A 15,042-nucleotide genomic window follows, 5' to 3' on the forward strand; every position below is an offset into this window, starting at 1 on the left:
CCGCGGTATGCGTGTCCAGCGCCAGGGAGTCAACGCGCAGTGCTCGGTCGGCCCGTTCCTCACCGGCGCGGACGGCATCTACTTCCTCACCGTCCAGCACGGGCTGAACCACCCCGCGCGCACCCGGGTCGTGGAGGCCAGCCTGAACGGCTTCGACTACACCCCGATCGGCGCCTACATCACCGGCGTGCAGGACGAGGCCGTCGACTGGGCGATCGTGAAGGTGGACCCGGGCATCACCATCGACCGCGCGGTGCCGGTGGGCGAGACCGCGCGGAAGTTCCCCAGCACGGCGAAGGACGCCAAGCTGACCGGTGTCGCCTACAACTACCAGCAGGGCGGGTACGCCCTGTTCGAGTCGACGGAGTTCGCCCAGCGCGACCTCGACGGCCCGGTGGAGAACAGCCCGACCGTGCGCAAGCAGTTCGTCTGCCGCAACACCGGCGGCCACCTCGCCGACGTGGGCGACTCCGGCAGCGCGGTGTACGACCAGCTGGGCGCGCTCGTCGGCATGGAGTGGGCCGTCGAGCGGGACGACTCGCAGGGGCTGCGCCTGTTCTACGTGCAGCCCATCCTGACCGTCGCGGTGTCGCTCATCGGCAGGCTGTGGGAGCTGGAGACCCACCACGCCGACTCCGCCGACTGGACGGCCGCCAGGCCGCTCGCCCAGCACCTCGGCGCGGACCCGGCCAGGGTCCGCGACCGCGACGCCCTGGTCCGGTACACGCTCAGCCTGTTCAGCTAGTCCGTATTACTCCCTAAAATTACCCATCAAGCGTCACAGTGGGGAATGTTAGGGTAGCGATATGACCAAACAGCTCTACTCCGCGGAGGAGGTGGCCGCGCAGCTCGGACTGCATGTCCGCACGGTGCGCGGCTACATCCGCGACGAGCGACTGCGGGCGGTCCGGATCGGGAAGCAGTACCGCGTCACCCGCGAGGACCTCGAGGCGTTCCTCGGCGCGCCGGTCGCGGACCCGCCCGAGGTCGGCCGCCACCGGCACGTCGACGTGTCGACCGTCGTCGGGATCGACGCGGTGAGCCCGGAGACTGCCCACCGCGTCAGCACCCTGCTCACGGCGATGCGCGGCGAGCCGGGCGACCAGCCGGTCCGGGTGTCGACGGCCTACGACGAGGAGCGCGGCCGGATGAAGGTCGTCGTCATCGCCGGGCTGGCCGACACCCGCGCGGTCCTGGAGTACCTGCAGGCGGTGCTGGACTCATGATCTACAAGACCGAGTCGGGCGGGCGGGAGATCCGGCGCCGCTACGACCAGGCCATCGCCGGGTGGCCGGTCCCCGCCGAGCACCTGCGCGTGCCGACCCGCGAGGGCGAGACGTTCGTGCTCGCTTGCGGGCCCGAGGACGCCCCGCCCCTCGTGCTGCTGCACGGGTCGGGCTCGAACGCGGCCATGTGGCTGGGCGACGTCGCGGCCTGGTCGCGGCACTTCCGGGTGCACGCGGTCGACCTGATCGGCGAGCCCGGCCGCTCCGCGCCGTCGCGCCCGCCGCTGGACTCCGACGCGTACGCGCTGTGGCTGGACGACGTCTTCGACCACCTCGGGCTCGACCGGGTCGCCGTCGTCGGGGCGTCCCTCGGCGGCTGGCTGGCGCTGGACTACGCGATCCGGCGGCCGGACCGGGTCGGGCGGCTCGCCCTGCTGTGCCCGGGCGGGATCGGCCGCCAGAAGGTCGGGTTCCTCCTCAAGGTCCTGGTCTACAAGCCGTTCGGCCGGTGGGGCCTCATGCGCTCGATCAGGGCGGTCGCGGGCGTCGACCCGATGGCCCTGCCGGAGGTGGCCGACTACCTCGCGCTGACGTTCGCCCACTTCCTGCCCCGCCGCGACCGGCTGCCCGTCTTCCCCGACGACGCCCTCCGGCGGCTGGACATGCCGGTGCTGGTGATCGTCGGCGCCCGCGACGCGATGGTCGACTCCCAGGACACGGCGGATCGCGTGCGCAGGGCGGTGCCGCACGCGAGCGTGACCGTGCTGCCCGAGGTCGCGCACGCGATCGTCGGCCAGACCCAGCCGATCCTGGACTTCCTGCTCGGCGGTCCGCCGCGGTGAGGAGGATGTGCCGATGACGACGTGGCGGGGCACCGCGACGCTGCGGCCGGGACGGCTCACCTACACGGGCCTGATCGGCGCCGCCCACCGGCACCGGCATGCGGCGGTCCAGGTCGTGCAGGGCCTGGGCGGACCGCTGACCGTCCGCGACGAGTCGGGCGCCGGTGTCCGGGTGCGGGCCGCGATCATCCCGTCCGGCGCGGTGCACGAGATCGCGGGGTCCTCCGACGGCGTGCTGACCTGGGTCGACGCGGAGAGCACGCTCGGCAGGGCACTGACCCGCCGCGTCCGGGACACCGGGCTCCCCCACACCTCCGCCGAGGCGTGGGCAGCGGCGCTGGCGAAGGGGGCGGACGGCCCCGCCGAGGCGTGGACGGCGCTGGAGCGGGTGGACAGTCCCGCCGACACGCGGGCGGCTGCGGAGCGGGTGGACGATTCCGTCGAGGCGCGGGCGGCGGTGAGTGATCCCACCGCCACTTGGGCGGCAGCGAAGCGAATGGACGACTCCGTCGAGGCGCGGGCGGCGGTGGGTGACCCCGTCGACACGTGGGCGGCAGTGATGTCGGTGGGTGATCCCGGCGAGGTCGGTCCGGTGAGCCCGGTTCTCCGCGACGCGCTCGCGGTGGTGCCCGCGCTGCTCGACGGTCCGGTCCGGCTGGACGACGTCGCGGCGGCGGTCGGGATCTCGGGGTCGCGGCTGGGGCATCTCTTCAGCGAGCGGATCGGGCTGCCGTTCCGCGCCTACGTGCGGTGGGCGCGTCTGCGGCGCGCGATCGAGCACGCCCGGCTCGGCGGGACGATCACCGAGGCGGCCCACGCCGCGGGTTTCGCCGACGGCGCCCACCTGACCCGGGTCTGCCGCGAGATGTTCGGTCTCGCCCCCTCGCATCTCGTGGCGGGGGTGACGATCTCAGCGGGTCCGTTCAAGCCCTGAGCGCGGTCGCGACGGCATCGTCCTGCCCATGCGCACACTCATCCGGTACGGCTATGTGCCGTTCATGCTCCTGGGCGTCAACGGAGCGGGGATCGCGGTCATCGCGGGCGGCGGGTCCAAGGTCTGGCTGCTCGGGCTGCTGCTGGTCGCGATCGCCTGCTCCTTCGCCGCCGAGCGCGTCCTGCCCTACCGCGCGGAGTGGAACACCTCGCACGGGGACGACCGGCGCGACGTCGTCCACGCGGCGGTGAACGAGACCCTGACCCTGGCGAGCGTCGCCGTCCTGCCGGTGCTCACCGCGGTCGCGTCGGTCGAGGGGGTGTGGCCGGGGCACTGGCCGTTCGCCCTGCAGGTGCTCGCGGCCGTGCTCGTCGCCGATCTGGGCATCACGCTCGTCCACCTGGCCAGCCACAAGCTGCCCGCGCTGTGGCGGCTGCACGCGGTCCACCACAGCGTCCGGCGGTCGTACGGCTTCAACGGCCTGATGAAGCACCCCGTCCACCAGACCCTGGAGACGGCGGCGGGCGTCGCCCCGCTGGTCGTGCTCGGGCTGCCGGTCGACGTCGCCTCCGCGCTGGCGCTGTGCGTCGCCGTGCAGCTGCTCCTCCAGCATTCCAATGTGGACTACCGGGTGGGGCCGCTGCTGGCGGTGGTCGCCCTCAACCAGGCGCACCGGTTCCACCACCTCAGGTGGGCGGGGGTCGGCGACGTCAACTTCGGGCTGTTCACCCTGCTCTGGGACCACCTGCTCGGCACGTACTCCTACGACCCCGAGCGCCGCTTCACCAGCGACGACCTCGGCATGGCCGCCGAGCCCGACTATCCGGACGGCTACCTCGCCCAGCTCGTCAAGCCGTTCCGCTAGAAAGGAACTCCGCGATGGCGGCGGCGACGGGCCCGGGGTGCTCGTCGTGGACCCAGTGGCCGCCGGGGAACACCCGCAGCGTGGTCCCCGGTCGCCGGGCGGCCATGTCCCGGGCCATGGGCGTCGGGAGGAGGAAGCTGTCCGCGCCGTGCACGAGGAGCGCGGGACAGGTGGCGGCCTGCCAGTCCGGCCACCAGTCCCCCACCAGCGCCCGCTGCGACGCCATCATGTCCTCGGCGTCGAACAGCAGCCCCCAGCCGTCGGGGTGTTCGACCGCGCTCTCCAGGAAGTACCCGGCATCGGGGATCCCGTGCGCCTCGATACCGGCCCGCAACGCCGCCAACGTCGGCGCCCGCCGCGGCCACCCGCTGACGTCCAACACCGGCCGCGGGACTTCCGGCGGCTGGTTGCGAACGGGACTGTCGATCACCACGAGCGCGGTCACCAGCCCGGGATACCGGGCCGCCGCGCGGAAGGCGACGATGCCGCCCATGGAGTGCCCCACCACGGGCATCGGGCCGAGCTCGGCGAGCACGGCCCCGACGTCATCCCGGTAGTCGTTCGGCGACACCGGCCCCCGGTCACTACGCCCGTGCGCCCGCTGTTCGAGCGCGATCACCCGATGACGCCCGTCCAGTTCGCCTGCGATCGCCGCCCACATCCGGGCGCGCCCGAAATGCCCGTGCAACGCGAGAACGGGCGGCCCGTCACCGCCGAAGTCGACCACCTGCAACGTCCGGTCCCGAACCAGCATCGGGGAGAGCTCAGCCATCACACCACCTCAACACTCGGCCGATCACCTTCCGGCGCGATCGCGAGGACCGCGCGGAGCCCGTCGGCGAACTCCCGGACCGCCGTGCGGTCGATGCCCTCGAATCGGCAGGTCACGTCCTCGTCCAAGGCCAGGACGGCCGCGAGATGCGGCGTGAGGGCGATGGAGAGCGTGTCACCTTCGTGGAGAGCGCGGAGCACGCCGCCGTACTCGGTGGCCCCGGTGTCGGTCATGACGCAGTACCGGTCCTCGCCGTTGGCGATGTCCTGGTCGTCGAACGCGAGCAGGGACGCCTGGAACAGCAGGCACCGTCCCGTGCCGTCGGCGTTCTCCGCCAGGCCCGCGGTCAGGACCCCGTACTCGTCATGATCGAGGGCCGCCGACCGGATGATCATCTCCATTCGGTCATCCCACCACACGCCGTCTGCGGTCCCGCGGGGTCGCGCTCGTAGGGTTCGGCGGGTGGCCGCAGACTGGGGGTATGGGTGCGACGGTGTGGGTTGTGGCGGGGGCGCCGGGGGCCGGGAAGAGCACGGTGGCGGAGGTGCTGCTCGACGTCCTCAAGCCTGTGCCCGCCCTGTTGGACAAGGACACCGTGTACGGGGACTTCGTGGCCGCCACCCTCGCCGCGGCGGGGCGGGACGGTGGGGAGCGTGAAGGGGCCTGGTACGACGAGCACATCAAGGTCCACGAGTACGCCGGGCTCACCAGGCTCGCGCGCGAGATCAGCGGGCACGGGTGCCCGGTGCTGCTGTCGGGGCCGTTCACCGCGCAGATCCGGGAGCCCGCCCGGTGGGACGGCTGGGTGCGCGAGCTGGGCGGCGACGTCCGGCTGGTGTGGGTCCGCTCGGACGCCGCCACCCTCCGCGAGCGGCTGCGGCGGCGGGGATCGCCGCGGGACACCGGGAAGCTCGCCGACTTCGCCGCCTTCGTCGCCCGGATGCGGCCGGACGACCCGCCGCCCGTCCCGCACCTGGAGATCGACAACCGCACGGGCGCCCCGCCGATCCGGACTCAGGTGCGCACCGCGATGTCCGAATAGCTCAGCTGCTCGCTGCGATGTCCGGGTGGCGCATCCACAGGTTCGTCTCCCGGTACACCCCGTGGTCGCGTTCGCGGTCGATCTCGACCAGGTCGAGCGCGCCCGGCACCACGTAGTGGCCGGACTGGGGGAACGCCATGGCCGCCCAGTCCTCCCACTCCCCGACCGTGCCGGTCACGACCATCGAGTTCGGCGCGGGGGCCAGGATCTCGGCGCCCAGGCGCTGGTGGGTGCGGATCCACGGGTCCAGGTGCAGGCCGTCCGCCCGCGTCCAGCGGTGGAAGTCGGCCATCGGGGTCAAGGGGTACCTCGCCTTCAGCGTCGGGCGCACAGGCACGATCACCCTGGTCAGGCCCGCGTCCGCCGCCCGCTCCCGCAGCGCGGTCAGCATCACGCCCGCCAGGCCGCCGCGGGCGCGGTCCGGGCGGACCGTGGCCGACATGACGCACACCGTGTCCGGTGCGACGCCGCTCTCGTGTTCGGTGACCGCGGCGACGAGGGCGCCGTCGTAGCCGTCGGGCAGCGTGGAGACGACGCCGTCCCAGCGCAGCGCCACCGCGACCGCCAGGGCCAGCACCTCGCCGTCCTCCACGAGCATGACGTCGTAGCGGGCGAAGTACTCCCCCACGGCCTGCCGGTGAGTGTTGGAGACCGCGTCGTGCAGCACGAACGCGGGCCATTCGCCGCGGAGCGCCGCCACGGCCGCCTTCTTCAGGTCCGGTCGCTCCCCCGCGGTGATGATCTCGCGCACGGCCGCAGCCTAACGCCTGCACCGTCTCCGCGACGCGGGTCAGCCGCTGCTGTCCCGCCGGTACACCGCGAGGGCGCGAGCGGTGAGCCCGTCAGCGCATCCACAGTGGACCCGCACCCGCGGGGAGCACCCCGAGTCGGCGTGTGACGAAAACCGGGTGCCCGCCCGCGCCGGGGTGGGTTACCGTGGTGGACGTGATGCAGCAACTGCTGTTCCTCTGAGGGACGACGCCTCCCCCGGCACCGCGCGAGCGCGGCGCCGGTTCTCGTCCTCTCCGCGCATCACGTCACTGGAGGCAGTTCCCTCATGTCATCCCCTCTTTCGCCTGCCGTCGTGCGGGCAGCGCACGTCCGCGTGTCCGGCGTGCACCTCTCCTTCGGCGGGCGGCCCGTCCTCGCCGGGGTCGACCTCGTCGCCGCCGCGGGTGAGCGGGTCGCCGTCGTCGGCGAGAACGGCCGCGGCAAGACCACGCTGCTGCGGGTGCTCGCGGGCCAGGCGCCCGTCGACCGGGGCGAGGTGCGCCGGGCGGGCTCGCTCGGCGTCGCCGACCAGCAGCTCCCGCTCGGCCCGGCGGACACCGTCGGCGCGCTGATCGACCTCGAACTGGCAGCGGCGCGCGGCGCGCTGGCCCGGCTGGAGCAGGCCACCGCCGCGCTGGCCGACGGCCGTCCGGGAGCCGACGACGCCTACGCCGCCGCCCTGGCGGAGGCCGAGGCGCTGGACGCCTGGGACGCCGACCGGCGCGTCGAGGTCTCGCTGGCCGCGCTGAACGCCGTCGCCGAGCGGGACCGCCCGCTCGGCACGCTCTCGGTCGGGCAGCGCCACCGGGTGCGGCTGGCCTGCCTGCTCGGCGCGAACCACGCCGTGCTGCTGCTCGACGAGCCGACCAACCACCTCGACGCGGACGGCCTCGACCACCTCACCGAGCGGCTGCGCGCCCATCCGGGCGTGGTCGTGCTGGTCAGCCACGACCGGGCGCTGCTCGCCGACGTGGCCACCTCGGTGATCGACCTCGACCCGTCCAGCGACGGGAGGCCGAGGGTGTACGGCGGCGGGTACGCCGCCTACGTCGAGGCCCGCCGGGCCGAACGCGCCCGCTGGGAGGCGCTGCACGCCGAGCAGGTCGCCGAGCGGCAGCGGCTGGCCGACGACCTGTCGGCCGCGCGGAACCGGCTGCGCGACAGCTGGCGGCCCGGCAAGGGCCACGGCAAGCACACCCGCGCCACCCGCGCTCCCGCGCTGGTCCGGGCCGTGCACCGACGGCAGGAGGACCTGGCCGCGCACGTGGTGGCCGTGCCCACCCCGCCGAGCCGGTTCGCCATGCCCGAGCTGCCCGAGCACCGCGGCTCGACCCTGCTGCGCGCCGAGGGCCTCACCGTGGCGGGCAGGCTCGCCCGCCCGGTCGACCTCGCGCTGGACTCCGGGGACCGGCTGGTGGTCACCGGGCCCAACGGCGCGGGCAAGTCGACGCTGCTCGCGGTGCTGGCGGGCGCCCTGGCGCCGACCACGGGCACGGTCTCCCGCGCCCGCCCGGCGCGCGTCGGCTGGCTGGGGCAGGAGTCCGAGCCGCCGGACCGGCGCACGGCGGTGGAACTGCACGGCGATCACCGCGCGAGCGACCTGGGCCTGCTGGACGGGCACGACACGCACCGGCCGGTGGCCGAGCTGTCCGTCGGCGCCCGCAGGCGGCTGGACCTGGCCTCGGTGCTCGCGGACCGCCCGCACGTGCTGCTGCTCGACGAGCCGACCAACCACCTGTCGGCCGCGCTCGTCGACGAGCTGACCGCCGCGCTCGCGGGCACCCCGGCCGCGGTCGTGATCGCCACGCACGACCGGCAGCTGCTGCGGGACACCGCTTCCTGGCCGCGCCTGGCACTCTGAGCCGCCCGCTCGGGCACCATGGGACGGGTGAAGATCCGCAGCGTGCTGAACACCGCCACCGCGCCCTTCGACCCGGAGGGCTACCTGCGCAGACAGCGCGCCCTGCGCGGTGACCCGGTGATCGTGCGCGTCCCCGGGTCGGGCCGTCTCGTGGTGACCGGCGACCCCGAGGGCGCGCGCGAGCTGTTCGCCGGGCCGGTGGAGCTGTTCGCCACCGCCCGGCCGAACATGGTCGAGCCGCTGCTCGGCCCCGGCTCGCTGATCATGGTCGAGGGCGACCGGCACCGGCACGAGCGGCGGCTGCTCGCGCCGCCGTTCCACGGCAGGCGGATGCGCGCGTACGGGGAGATCATCCAGCGGGTCACGCTCGACCGGCTCGGCCGCCACCGCGCGGGCGAGCCGGTCGACGTCCTGGCGCTCGGGCAGGCGGTCACGCTGGCGGTGATCGTGCGCGCGATCTTCGGCGTCGAGGACAGCGCGCGCGGCGAGCGGTTCGCCTCGGCGACCGCCCGGCTGCTCGCCGGGTACACCCCCGCGCTCGCCATGCCCGCGTTCCGGCACACCGTCGGCCGGTTGGGCCCGGCGGCACGGCTGCGGCGCAGGCTCGCCGAGTTCGACGCGCTGCTCACCGCGGAGATCGACGCGCGGCGTGAGGCAGGCGTCGACGGCCGCGAGGACATCCTGTCCCTGCTGCTGACCGCCCGGTACGAGGACGGCGGCGCGATGTCCGCCAGCGACCTGCTGGACGAGCTGCGCACCATGGTGGTGGCGGGCCACGAGACGACGGCGACCTCGCTGGCCTGGGCGATGTACCACCTGCACCGCGAGCCCGGCGCGGCGCGGCGGCTCCGCGACGAGCTGGCGCCGCTCGGCACGGCGCCCGCGCCCGACGACCTGGCCGCGCTGCCCTACCTCGGCGCGGTGTGCCAGGAGGCGATGCGGCTGCACCCGGTGGTGCCGATGGTGGCCCGCATGCTCACCGCGCCCTGGCGCTTCCGCGGCGTCGACCTCGTCGCCGGGGACACCGCCGCGGTCGCCACCTCGCTGCTGCACCACAACCCCGAGGTGTGGGACGAGCCGTTCGCGTTCCGCCCGGACCGCTTCCTCGACTCCAAGCCGCGCCCGCACGAGTACGCGCCCTTCGGCGGCGGACACCGCCGCTGCATCGGCGCGGCCTTCGGCGAGTACGAGATGCGCGTCGTGCTGGGGACCCTGGTGAGCGCGGGCCGTTTCACGCCGTCCGACCGCGCGCGCCCGGTCCCCCGGGCCCGGCCCCGCAGCATCACGCTCGGCCCCAGCCGCCCGCTCACCCTTATCTACGACGGCCCCGTCTGACCGGGCGAAAACCACCGACGGTGTGAGCCCGATCACCTACCATGGCCCAATGGGGGTCCCACCGACGGAGGGCCGTGCCGGACCTGGGCGGGGTGGTCGGGTGGCGATGGCGCTCGCAGTGGCGGTCGTCGTCGCGGGCGTCCACTGCGTGGTGCGGATCGACGACTACGCCTGGATGCTCGACCTCAAGGTGTACCAGGCGGGCGCGGACATCCTGCTGGGACAGGGATCGCTGTACGCCGGTCCGCTGACCGAGGGCGAGCTGATGTTCCAGTACCCGCCGTTCGGCGCGGTGGTGTTCATCCCGTTCACGCTCGCGGGCGCGACCGCCGTCGGCGTCGTGTGGAACGTGGTGGGACTGCTTGCCCTGCAATGGGTGCTGCTCCACTGCCTGGACCGGGTCGGGGTGCGCGGGACGAGGGCGTCGGTGTGGGCGGGCCTGCTCGCGGCCGGTTCGCTGGTCCTCGAACCGGTGGAGGCGACGCTGCTGCTGGGCCAGGTCAACCTGGCGGTCATGGCGGTGGCGTTCTGGGAGGTGACCCGGCGGCCGGGGGCGCGCTGGAACGGGGTCGCGCTGGGCGTGATGACCGGGATCAAGCTGGTGCCCGCGGTGTTCGTGGTGTACCTGCTGCTCACGCGGCGCACGCGCGCGGCCGGGGTCGCCACGGCGGTCTTCGCGGCGACCGTCGGCGTCGGTTTCCTGGTGCGGCCGGACGATTCGTGGACATACTGGACCAGCCTGACGGGCGCGCCCAAGGCGGAGCGGCCCGAGCAGGTCTACACGAGTTCACTGTGGAGCGTCATGGTGCGCGCCTTCCACGGCACGGACGGGCTTCTGCTGCCGTGGCTCGTCGTCGCGGTCGTGGCGGGCGTGGCAGGCATGGCGATCGCGGTCAGGCTGGGGCGGTCCGGGCCGCCCGGCGGGCACCGCGACCTGCTCGGCCTGGTGTGCGTGGCGCTCGTCGAGTGCCTGGTGCTGCCGGTCTCCTGGAACCACTACTGGGTCTGGGTCCTGCCGCTGGCGGTGCTCCTGCTCCCGCACGCCCGCGCGTCCTGGGCAGCCGCGGCGGGGCTGGCGCTGGTCGTGGCGGCGTTCGCCCTGCGGGTCTTCGAGTGGGGCATCGATCCCGGCGGCGGGCTCGCGTTCAGCCCGACCCAGGTCCTGCAGACGAGCGTGTACCCGGTCGTCACCGTCGCGGTGCTCGTCGCCTTGGCCGTGATCGCGGGTCGACCACCGCCCACGCCGCCGCGGCCAGGGCCACCAGGCCGAACAGCGAGCACAGCAGATAGCCCTCCTGGCCCGTGACGCGGTCGGCGACCAGGCCGCCGGTCAGGGCGCCCAGCGTCGTGCCGAAGCCCATGCCGGTGGACATCCAGGTCATCCCCTCGGTGCGGCCGTCGTCGCCCGCGCGGTCGCTGGCCAGGGAGAAGCCCGCGCTGAGCGCGGGGGACGCGCCGATCCCGGCGCAGAAGCACACCGCGGTGAGCCAGACGAGGCCGTGGTTCGCGGGCAGCAGCAGCCCGAAGGCGGCCATCACCGCCACACCGCCCATGAGCACCCGGGCCGGGGCGAAGGCCGCGATCCGCGCGCCGAGCACCAGCGCGGCCCCGGCGCTGCCCGCGGCCCAGCCCGCCAGCGCGATCCCGGCCTCCACCGGCCGCTCCGCCCGGTCGGCGTAGGCGACCAGCAGCACCTCGATGGACCCCAGGTAGGCGCCGAGCCCCAGGAACATCAGCGCCAGCCGGGGCAGGCCCGGCCTGGTGATCACCGCGACGCGGCGGCGCGCCGCCGTCGACCGGCCCCCGGGCGGCGGGGCGGTCGCGCGCTGCATCGCCAGCGCGGTCGCGCCGAACGCCGGGCCCGCCGCCACGACCACCAGCCCGGCGGACGGGTGGACGGCGGCGGCCGCGCTGACCGCCAGCGGCGAGACCACGAACATCGTCTCGTCGACCACCGACTCCAGCAGGAACGCGGTGCGGCGCGCGCCGTCGTCGCGGAGCAGGAACGCCCACCGGGACCGCACCGCGGCGCCGACGTCCGGCGCGGCCAGCCCGACGACCCCGCACAGCGCGATCATCGCCACCGGGTGCGCGGCGGCGGCCACCGCGGCCAGCGTCAGCAGGGCCGCGGTCTGGACCAGGGCCGCGGCGGCGAGCACGCGGGCCTGCCCGAGCCGGTCCATCAGCCTGCCGAGCACCGGCGCGGCCAGCGCGGCGAGCACCACGTAGGCCGAGGAAGCCGCGCCCGCGACGGCGTAGGAGCCGGTCGCGCCCGCCACCGCGAGCACGATCGCCACGCCCGCGCCGGTCATCGGGAACCGGGCGACCCCGCCCGCGAGGACCATCGCCGCACGCCTCGGCGAGCGCAGCAGCCCTCGGTAGCCGGGTCGGACGTCGAGCGGGGAACGCAGCGTCATGCCTGCGCGCGGACGGTCGTGGTCGCCACGTAGTGCGCGGTCTCCTCGTGGTTCGTCGACCTGGCCAGCTCGGCGAAGCCGCGCTTGAACCGCAGGCGGGTCCGGTGCGGGCTCGGCGTCGGGGCGTCCCCCAGGCGGCCGAGCCGGGCGGCGCGCGCCAGCGCGGGCACGTCGACCAGGTAGGTCCGCTCCACCGACCAGTGGAGGTCGCCGTCCTCGCCGACCAGCTCGGCGTCGGGCAGGCCGCGGCGCGCCGGGTCGGGCAGCGGACGGGTGTCGAGGTCGTGGCGCAGCACCTCGCGCAGCGGGACGCGCCACGGCGCGGGGACCCTCGGCTCGATCCCCGCCCACCAGCCCATGAGCAGGTCGTCGAACTCGGTGGTGGAGAAGCAGAACTCCAGCGCGGGCGCGAGCGAGTCGGGGTCGGCGACCGAGCCGTCGGCGGCGGCGCGCACCAGCCGCGCGCCCGGGGTCTCCGCGCCGTCGATGTGGTCGGCCACGGACAGGACCAGCGCCGACTGGCCCATGCCGAGCACGGCCCCGGCGACCGGCCACAGCGACCGCAGCACCAGGTTCTCGGCCAGCAGGCGCGCCCAGAACAGGAACCGCTGCATCCGCAGGTTCTCCGCCAGGCTGATCTCCCGCGTGGCGAGCACGTACTTGAAGTCGTCGCGGTCGCCGCGGACGGTGATGAACCCGTGGCGGCCCCGGTCCTCGGTGTAGGCGGTGTTGGGCAACAGCAGCAGCGGGTAGGCCGCGATGCGGGAGACGCGCCGGGCCAGCTCGTCGTAGCCGCGCAGGAAGGACTCCGGGGACTCGCCGGGGGCGCCCCAGATCAGCTCGGCGTAGGTGTCCAGCCCTTCGGCCGCCAGCCAGTCGGCCAGCTCGTGCCAGGAGTTGATCCGCATGTTGCGGCGGTTCATCGCCAGCAGGGTCGCGTCGTCGAGGGTCTGCAGGGCCAGGGTGAAGGAGCTGCGCAGGCCCTCCCGCTTCATCGTGCGGACGATGTCGAAGAAGGTGGCCGACTTGTTCTTGGCCCACGAGGTCTCCAGCGCGCGGGGGTATCCGTACTGCCTGCGCACGCTTATCAGGTCGTCGACGAAATCGGCGTCCTGGCGCAGCATCCCGAAGTTGGCGTCGCAGAGCACGATCGTGTCGGCGCCTGCCTCGGCGAGCGCGGTCAGCTCCGCGCGCAGCCGGTCCCGGGAGAACGCGCGCACCTTCTGGCCGACGGCGCCGCCCCAGTAGCAGAACGCGCACCGGTACGGGCAGCCGCGGTTGGTCTCCATCAGGGCGACGTCGTAGCGGAAGCCGCCGTCGTCGTCGCGCAGGGGGATGGCGCCGGTGAGGATGGGCGACGGGAGCTCATCGAGGTCGTCCCGCCTCGGCCGCTCCGGTGTGGTCACCACTGTGCCGTCCGGGGCGCGGTAGGAGATCCCGGCGATGCCGTGGAATCCCCTGCCCGCCAGGCGCGTCCGCACGATGTCGACGAAGACCGCCTCGCCCTCGCCGTTGACCACGACGTCCACCGCGGGGCACTGGCGGAACACCCGCTCGGCCTGGTGGGCGACGTGGTTGCCGCCGAACACGACAAGCGTGCCCGGCGCTGCCTGTTTCACCGCCTCGGCGACCGCCGAGAACTGCCGGACGTTCCACCCCAGCACCGAGAACCCGACGACGTCGGGAACCCCCGAGCGCACCAACTCCACCGCCATCCCCCACGGCGACGCGGTCCCCGGGAAGTTGAGGATCCCGGTGTCGCACCGACCGGCGAGCTCCGGGTCCTGCCGCACCGCCGCCGTCAGGTATCCCGCCGCCAGCGGCATGGACTCCTTCGCCATGTGCCAGACGCCCTGCTGCACCACAACGATCGAGAACGCACCCATTTCGCCTCCCCCTTCGGCGAGCAATGAGCCATCGACGGTAACCGAATAACAAGGCCCCCGATTAGTCCGGTTGGGTATTTCTTCCACGCTCATCCGGAATGGCGGACCGGTGGATTCCTCAACCATTCCCTTTCGCGCGATTCGTTCGTTTCGCGGCCGGGGGACGCGTCGCACGATCCCCGACGGCTTCGGCGGCGCCTGGGCTGCCCAGGCGCCACGACGAGAATCGGGAAATCTCCGGACCGCCCATGGCGTTACAGGGCGGCTAGGCGCGAGGGGTGAAGCAGACCAGGGTGTTGCCGTCGTCGGCGAGGAGGGACCAGTAGTGGCGGTAGTCCTGGGGGCCAGCGCGGCAGTGGTCGGCGGTGGCGCCTGGGGGTGCTCGGTACACGGCGGCGATCACCAAGACCTGGTTGTACGGGACGGGGACCTCGGTGGCGTTGCAGCCGACCGCGGTGGAGTGGCCGATGGAGTTGATGGCGTTGCCCGACTGTTCGGCGAGCACGCAGTAGTTCGGCACCCAGACGCGATTCAGGCACAGCGTCGTGGTGTTGCCGGTGACGGACGAGTGGTAGGTCCACTCGTCCCGTCCGACGCCGGACGCGCAGGTCGTGTTGGTGGCGGTGACCTGGAAGAGGCCCGCCCGCTCGCTCCGGCACGACACGGCGTCCGGCGGGGTGGAGACGTTCCACGCTCGGCCGTCGCGGTGGATCGGCAGGCACGTTCCCTGGGCGACGGCGCGGAACGCGTCCTCGGTCGGATCGGTCGGTTCCGGGGCCGGTTCCGGCCGGGTCTGCTCGGCGCCGCCGCCGCCCGAACCCTCACCTGAGCCGCCGCCGCCCTCGATCACGATCTCCAGCCCCGCCCCCTCCCCGGCGGCCTCGTCGGTCGGACTGGCCGACACCGACGGATCGGACGCCACCGACGGGTCGGACGCGTCATCGCGGTCGCTGCCCCTTCGGCCGCAGGCAGCCAGGACCAGGGCGACGAGCAGCCACGCCAGCGGACCCGTCACACGCTTGCCCCGCATCCCCGCCCCTCTCCGCCAGCCCGTCGAGGACATCGATCATGACACAGAGTCCCTGCGCGCC

The 15,042-nt window shown here is 74.0% G+C and carries 15 protein-coding genes; 9 read left to right on the forward strand and 6 right to left on the reverse strand.

From position 1 onward, the window contains the following. The first annotated feature begins 7 nt into the window (after window positions 1-7). The 5 genes from Actkin_RS20865 (at window position 8) to Actkin_RS20885 (ending at window position 3,867) form a co-directional block, all read left to right on the forward strand. Window positions 8-745, forward strand: a complete 738-nt coding sequence (locus Actkin_RS20865) for a trypsin-like serine protease (RefSeq protein ID WP_258903895.1) — start codon at window positions 8-10, stop codon at window positions 743-745. 61 nt (window positions 746-806) lie between these two features. Beyond that, window positions 807-1,226 (forward strand): helix-turn-helix domain-containing protein, encoded by a 420-nt coding sequence (locus Actkin_RS20870; protein ID WP_189211189.1) that lies wholly within the window; start codon window positions 807-809, stop codon window positions 1,224-1,226. Then, the gene (locus tag Actkin_RS20875; protein ID WP_258903896.1) at window positions 1,223-2,068 is read left to right on the forward strand and encodes an alpha/beta fold hydrolase; all 846 of its coding nucleotides are present in this window, start codon (window positions 1,223-1,225) and stop codon (window positions 2,066-2,068) included. Before Actkin_RS20870 ends, Actkin_RS20875 begins: the two co-directional genes overlap by 4 nt. A gap of 13 nt (window positions 2,069-2,081) precedes the next feature. After that, complete coding sequence (locus Actkin_RS20880) at window positions 2,082-3,002, forward strand: helix-turn-helix transcriptional regulator (protein ID WP_258903897.1); 921 nt, start codon at window positions 2,082-2,084, stop codon at window positions 3,000-3,002. A gap of 28 nt (window positions 3,003-3,030) precedes the next feature. Further along, window positions 3,031-3,867: a sterol desaturase family protein gene (locus tag Actkin_RS20885; RefSeq protein ID WP_258903898.1), complete on the forward strand. Its 837-nt coding sequence runs from the start codon at window positions 3,031-3,033 to the stop codon at window positions 3,865-3,867. Here the strand turns inward: Actkin_RS20885 and Actkin_RS20890 are convergent. Together Actkin_RS20890 and Actkin_RS20895 are read right to left on the reverse strand one after the other, a co-directional pair. After that, a complete protein-coding gene (locus Actkin_RS20890) occupies window positions 3,851-4,639 on the reverse strand; it encodes an alpha/beta fold hydrolase (protein ID WP_258903899.1) in 789 nt (262 codons plus the stop codon). The genes Actkin_RS20885 and Actkin_RS20890 overlap by 17 nt on opposite strands. Next, window positions 4,639-5,040: an Imm10 family immunity protein gene (locus Actkin_RS20895; RefSeq protein ID WP_258903900.1), complete on the reverse strand. Its 402-nt coding sequence runs from the start codon at window positions 5,038-5,040 to the stop codon at window positions 4,639-4,641. Before Actkin_RS20895 ends, Actkin_RS20890 begins: the two co-directional genes overlap by 1 nt. Before the next feature lie 80 nt (window positions 5,041-5,120). On the opposite strand from Actkin_RS20895, the gene Actkin_RS20900 reads away from it, so the two are divergent. Further along, entirely contained in the window at window positions 5,121-5,681 is a 561-nt protein-coding gene (locus Actkin_RS20900; protein ID WP_258903901.1) for a P-loop nucleotide/nucleoside kinase family protein, read from the forward strand. A gap of 1 nt (window position 5,682) precedes the next feature. On the opposite strand, the gene Actkin_RS20905 is transcribed toward Actkin_RS20900, so the two are convergent. Beyond that, complete coding sequence (locus Actkin_RS20905) at window positions 5,683-6,432, reverse strand: hypothetical protein (protein ID WP_258903902.1); 750 nt, start codon at window positions 6,430-6,432, stop codon at window positions 5,683-5,685. Window positions 6,433-6,738: 306 nt separating this feature from the next. Here Actkin_RS20905 and Actkin_RS20910 point away from each other — a divergent pair, with 306 nt between their 5' ends. The 3 genes from Actkin_RS20910 (at window position 6,739) to Actkin_RS20920 (ending at window position 10,954) form a co-directional block, all read left to right on the forward strand. Beyond that, the gene (locus Actkin_RS20910) at window positions 6,739-8,313 is read left to right on the forward strand and encodes an ABC-F family ATP-binding cassette domain-containing protein (RefSeq protein WP_258903903.1); all 1,575 of its coding nucleotides are present in this window, start codon (window positions 6,739-6,741) and stop codon (window positions 8,311-8,313) included. A gap of 27 nt (window positions 8,314-8,340) precedes the next feature. Beyond that, window positions 8,341-9,648 (forward strand): cytochrome P450, encoded by a 1,308-nt coding sequence (locus tag Actkin_RS20915; protein ID WP_258903904.1) that lies wholly within the window; start codon window positions 8,341-8,343, stop codon window positions 9,646-9,648. A 106-nt stretch (window positions 9,649-9,754) separates the two neighbouring features. Next, window positions 9,755-10,954: a glycosyltransferase 87 family protein gene (locus Actkin_RS20920; RefSeq protein ID WP_258903905.1), complete on the forward strand. Its 1,200-nt coding sequence runs from the start codon at window positions 9,755-9,757 to the stop codon at window positions 10,952-10,954. Here the strand turns inward: Actkin_RS20920 and Actkin_RS20925 are convergent. The 3 genes from Actkin_RS20925 to Actkin_RS20935 all read right to left on the reverse strand — a co-directional run bounded on the left by Actkin_RS20925 (window position 10,836) and on the right by Actkin_RS20935 (window position 14,981). Then, on the reverse strand, window positions 10,836-12,065 hold the full coding sequence (locus tag Actkin_RS20925) for an MFS transporter (protein WP_258903906.1): 1,230 nt from the start codon (window positions 12,063-12,065) through the stop codon (window positions 10,836-10,838). The genes Actkin_RS20920 and Actkin_RS20925 overlap by 119 nt on opposite strands. Beyond that, window positions 12,062-13,951 carry a KedN5 family methylcobalamin-dependent radical SAM C-methyltransferase gene (locus Actkin_RS20930; protein ID WP_258903907.1) on the reverse strand — a complete coding sequence of 630 codons (1,890 nt, stop codon included), beginning with the start codon at window positions 13,949-13,951 and terminating at the stop codon, window positions 12,062-12,064. Before Actkin_RS20930 ends, Actkin_RS20925 begins: the two co-directional genes overlap by 4 nt. Window positions 13,952-14,216: 265 nt before the next feature. Continuing rightward, window positions 14,217-14,981 carry a hypothetical protein gene (locus Actkin_RS20935; protein ID WP_258903908.1) on the reverse strand — a complete coding sequence of 255 codons (765 nt, stop codon included), beginning with the start codon at window positions 14,979-14,981 and terminating at the stop codon, window positions 14,217-14,219. Between the last annotated feature and the right edge of the window lie 61 nt (window positions 14,982-15,042).

Source organism: Actinokineospora sp. UTMC 2448 (genome assembly GCF_024760565.1).
GTDB classification, from domain to species: Bacteria; Actinomycetota; Actinomycetes; order Mycobacteriales; family Pseudonocardiaceae; genus Actinokineospora; species Actinokineospora fastidiosa.

Coding starts and splice junctions, on each gene's coding strand:
- Actkin_RS20885 (WP_258903898.1), top strand. CDS start 3,031: ATGCGCACACTCATCCGGTACGGCTATGTGCCGTTCATGCTCCTGGGC.
- Actkin_RS20910 (WP_258903903.1), top strand. CDS start 6,739: ATGTCATCCCCTCTTTCGCCTGCCGTCGTGCGGGCAGCGCACGTCCGC.
- Actkin_RS20875 (WP_258903896.1), top strand. CDS start 1,223: ATGATCTACAAGACCGAGTCGGGCGGGCGGGAGATCCGGCGCCGCTAC.
- Actkin_RS20890 (WP_258903899.1), bottom strand. CDS start 4,639: ATGGCTGAGCTCTCCCCGATGCTGGTTCGGGACCGGACGTTGCAGGTG.
- Actkin_RS20900 (WP_258903901.1), top strand. CDS start 5,121: ATGGGTGCGACGGTGTGGGTTGTGGCGGGGGCGCCGGGGGCCGGGAAG.
- Actkin_RS20930 (WP_258903907.1), bottom strand. CDS start 13,951: ATGGGTGCGTTCTCGATCGTTGTGGTGCAGCAGGGCGTCTGGCACATG.
- Actkin_RS20935 (WP_258903908.1), bottom strand. CDS start 14,981: ATGCGGGGCAAGCGTGTGACGGGTCCGCTGGCGTGGCTGCTCGTCGCC.
- Actkin_RS20870 (WP_189211189.1), top strand. CDS start 807: ATGACCAAACAGCTCTACTCCGCGGAGGAGGTGGCCGCGCAGCTCGGA.
- Actkin_RS20925 (WP_258903906.1), bottom strand. CDS start 12,065: ATGACGCTGCGTTCCCCGCTCGACGTCCGACCCGGCTACCGAGGGCTG.
- Actkin_RS20880 (WP_258903897.1), top strand. CDS start 2,082: ATGACGACGTGGCGGGGCACCGCGACGCTGCGGCCGGGACGGCTCACC.
- Actkin_RS20895 (WP_258903900.1), bottom strand. CDS start 5,040: ATGGAGATGATCATCCGGTCGGCGGCCCTCGATCATGACGAGTACGGG.
- Actkin_RS20865 (WP_258903895.1), top strand. CDS start 8: ATGCGTGTCCAGCGCCAGGGAGTCAACGCGCAGTGCTCGGTCGGCCCG.
- Actkin_RS20920 (WP_258903905.1), top strand. CDS start 9,755: ATGGCGCTCGCAGTGGCGGTCGTCGTCGCGGGCGTCCACTGCGTGGTG.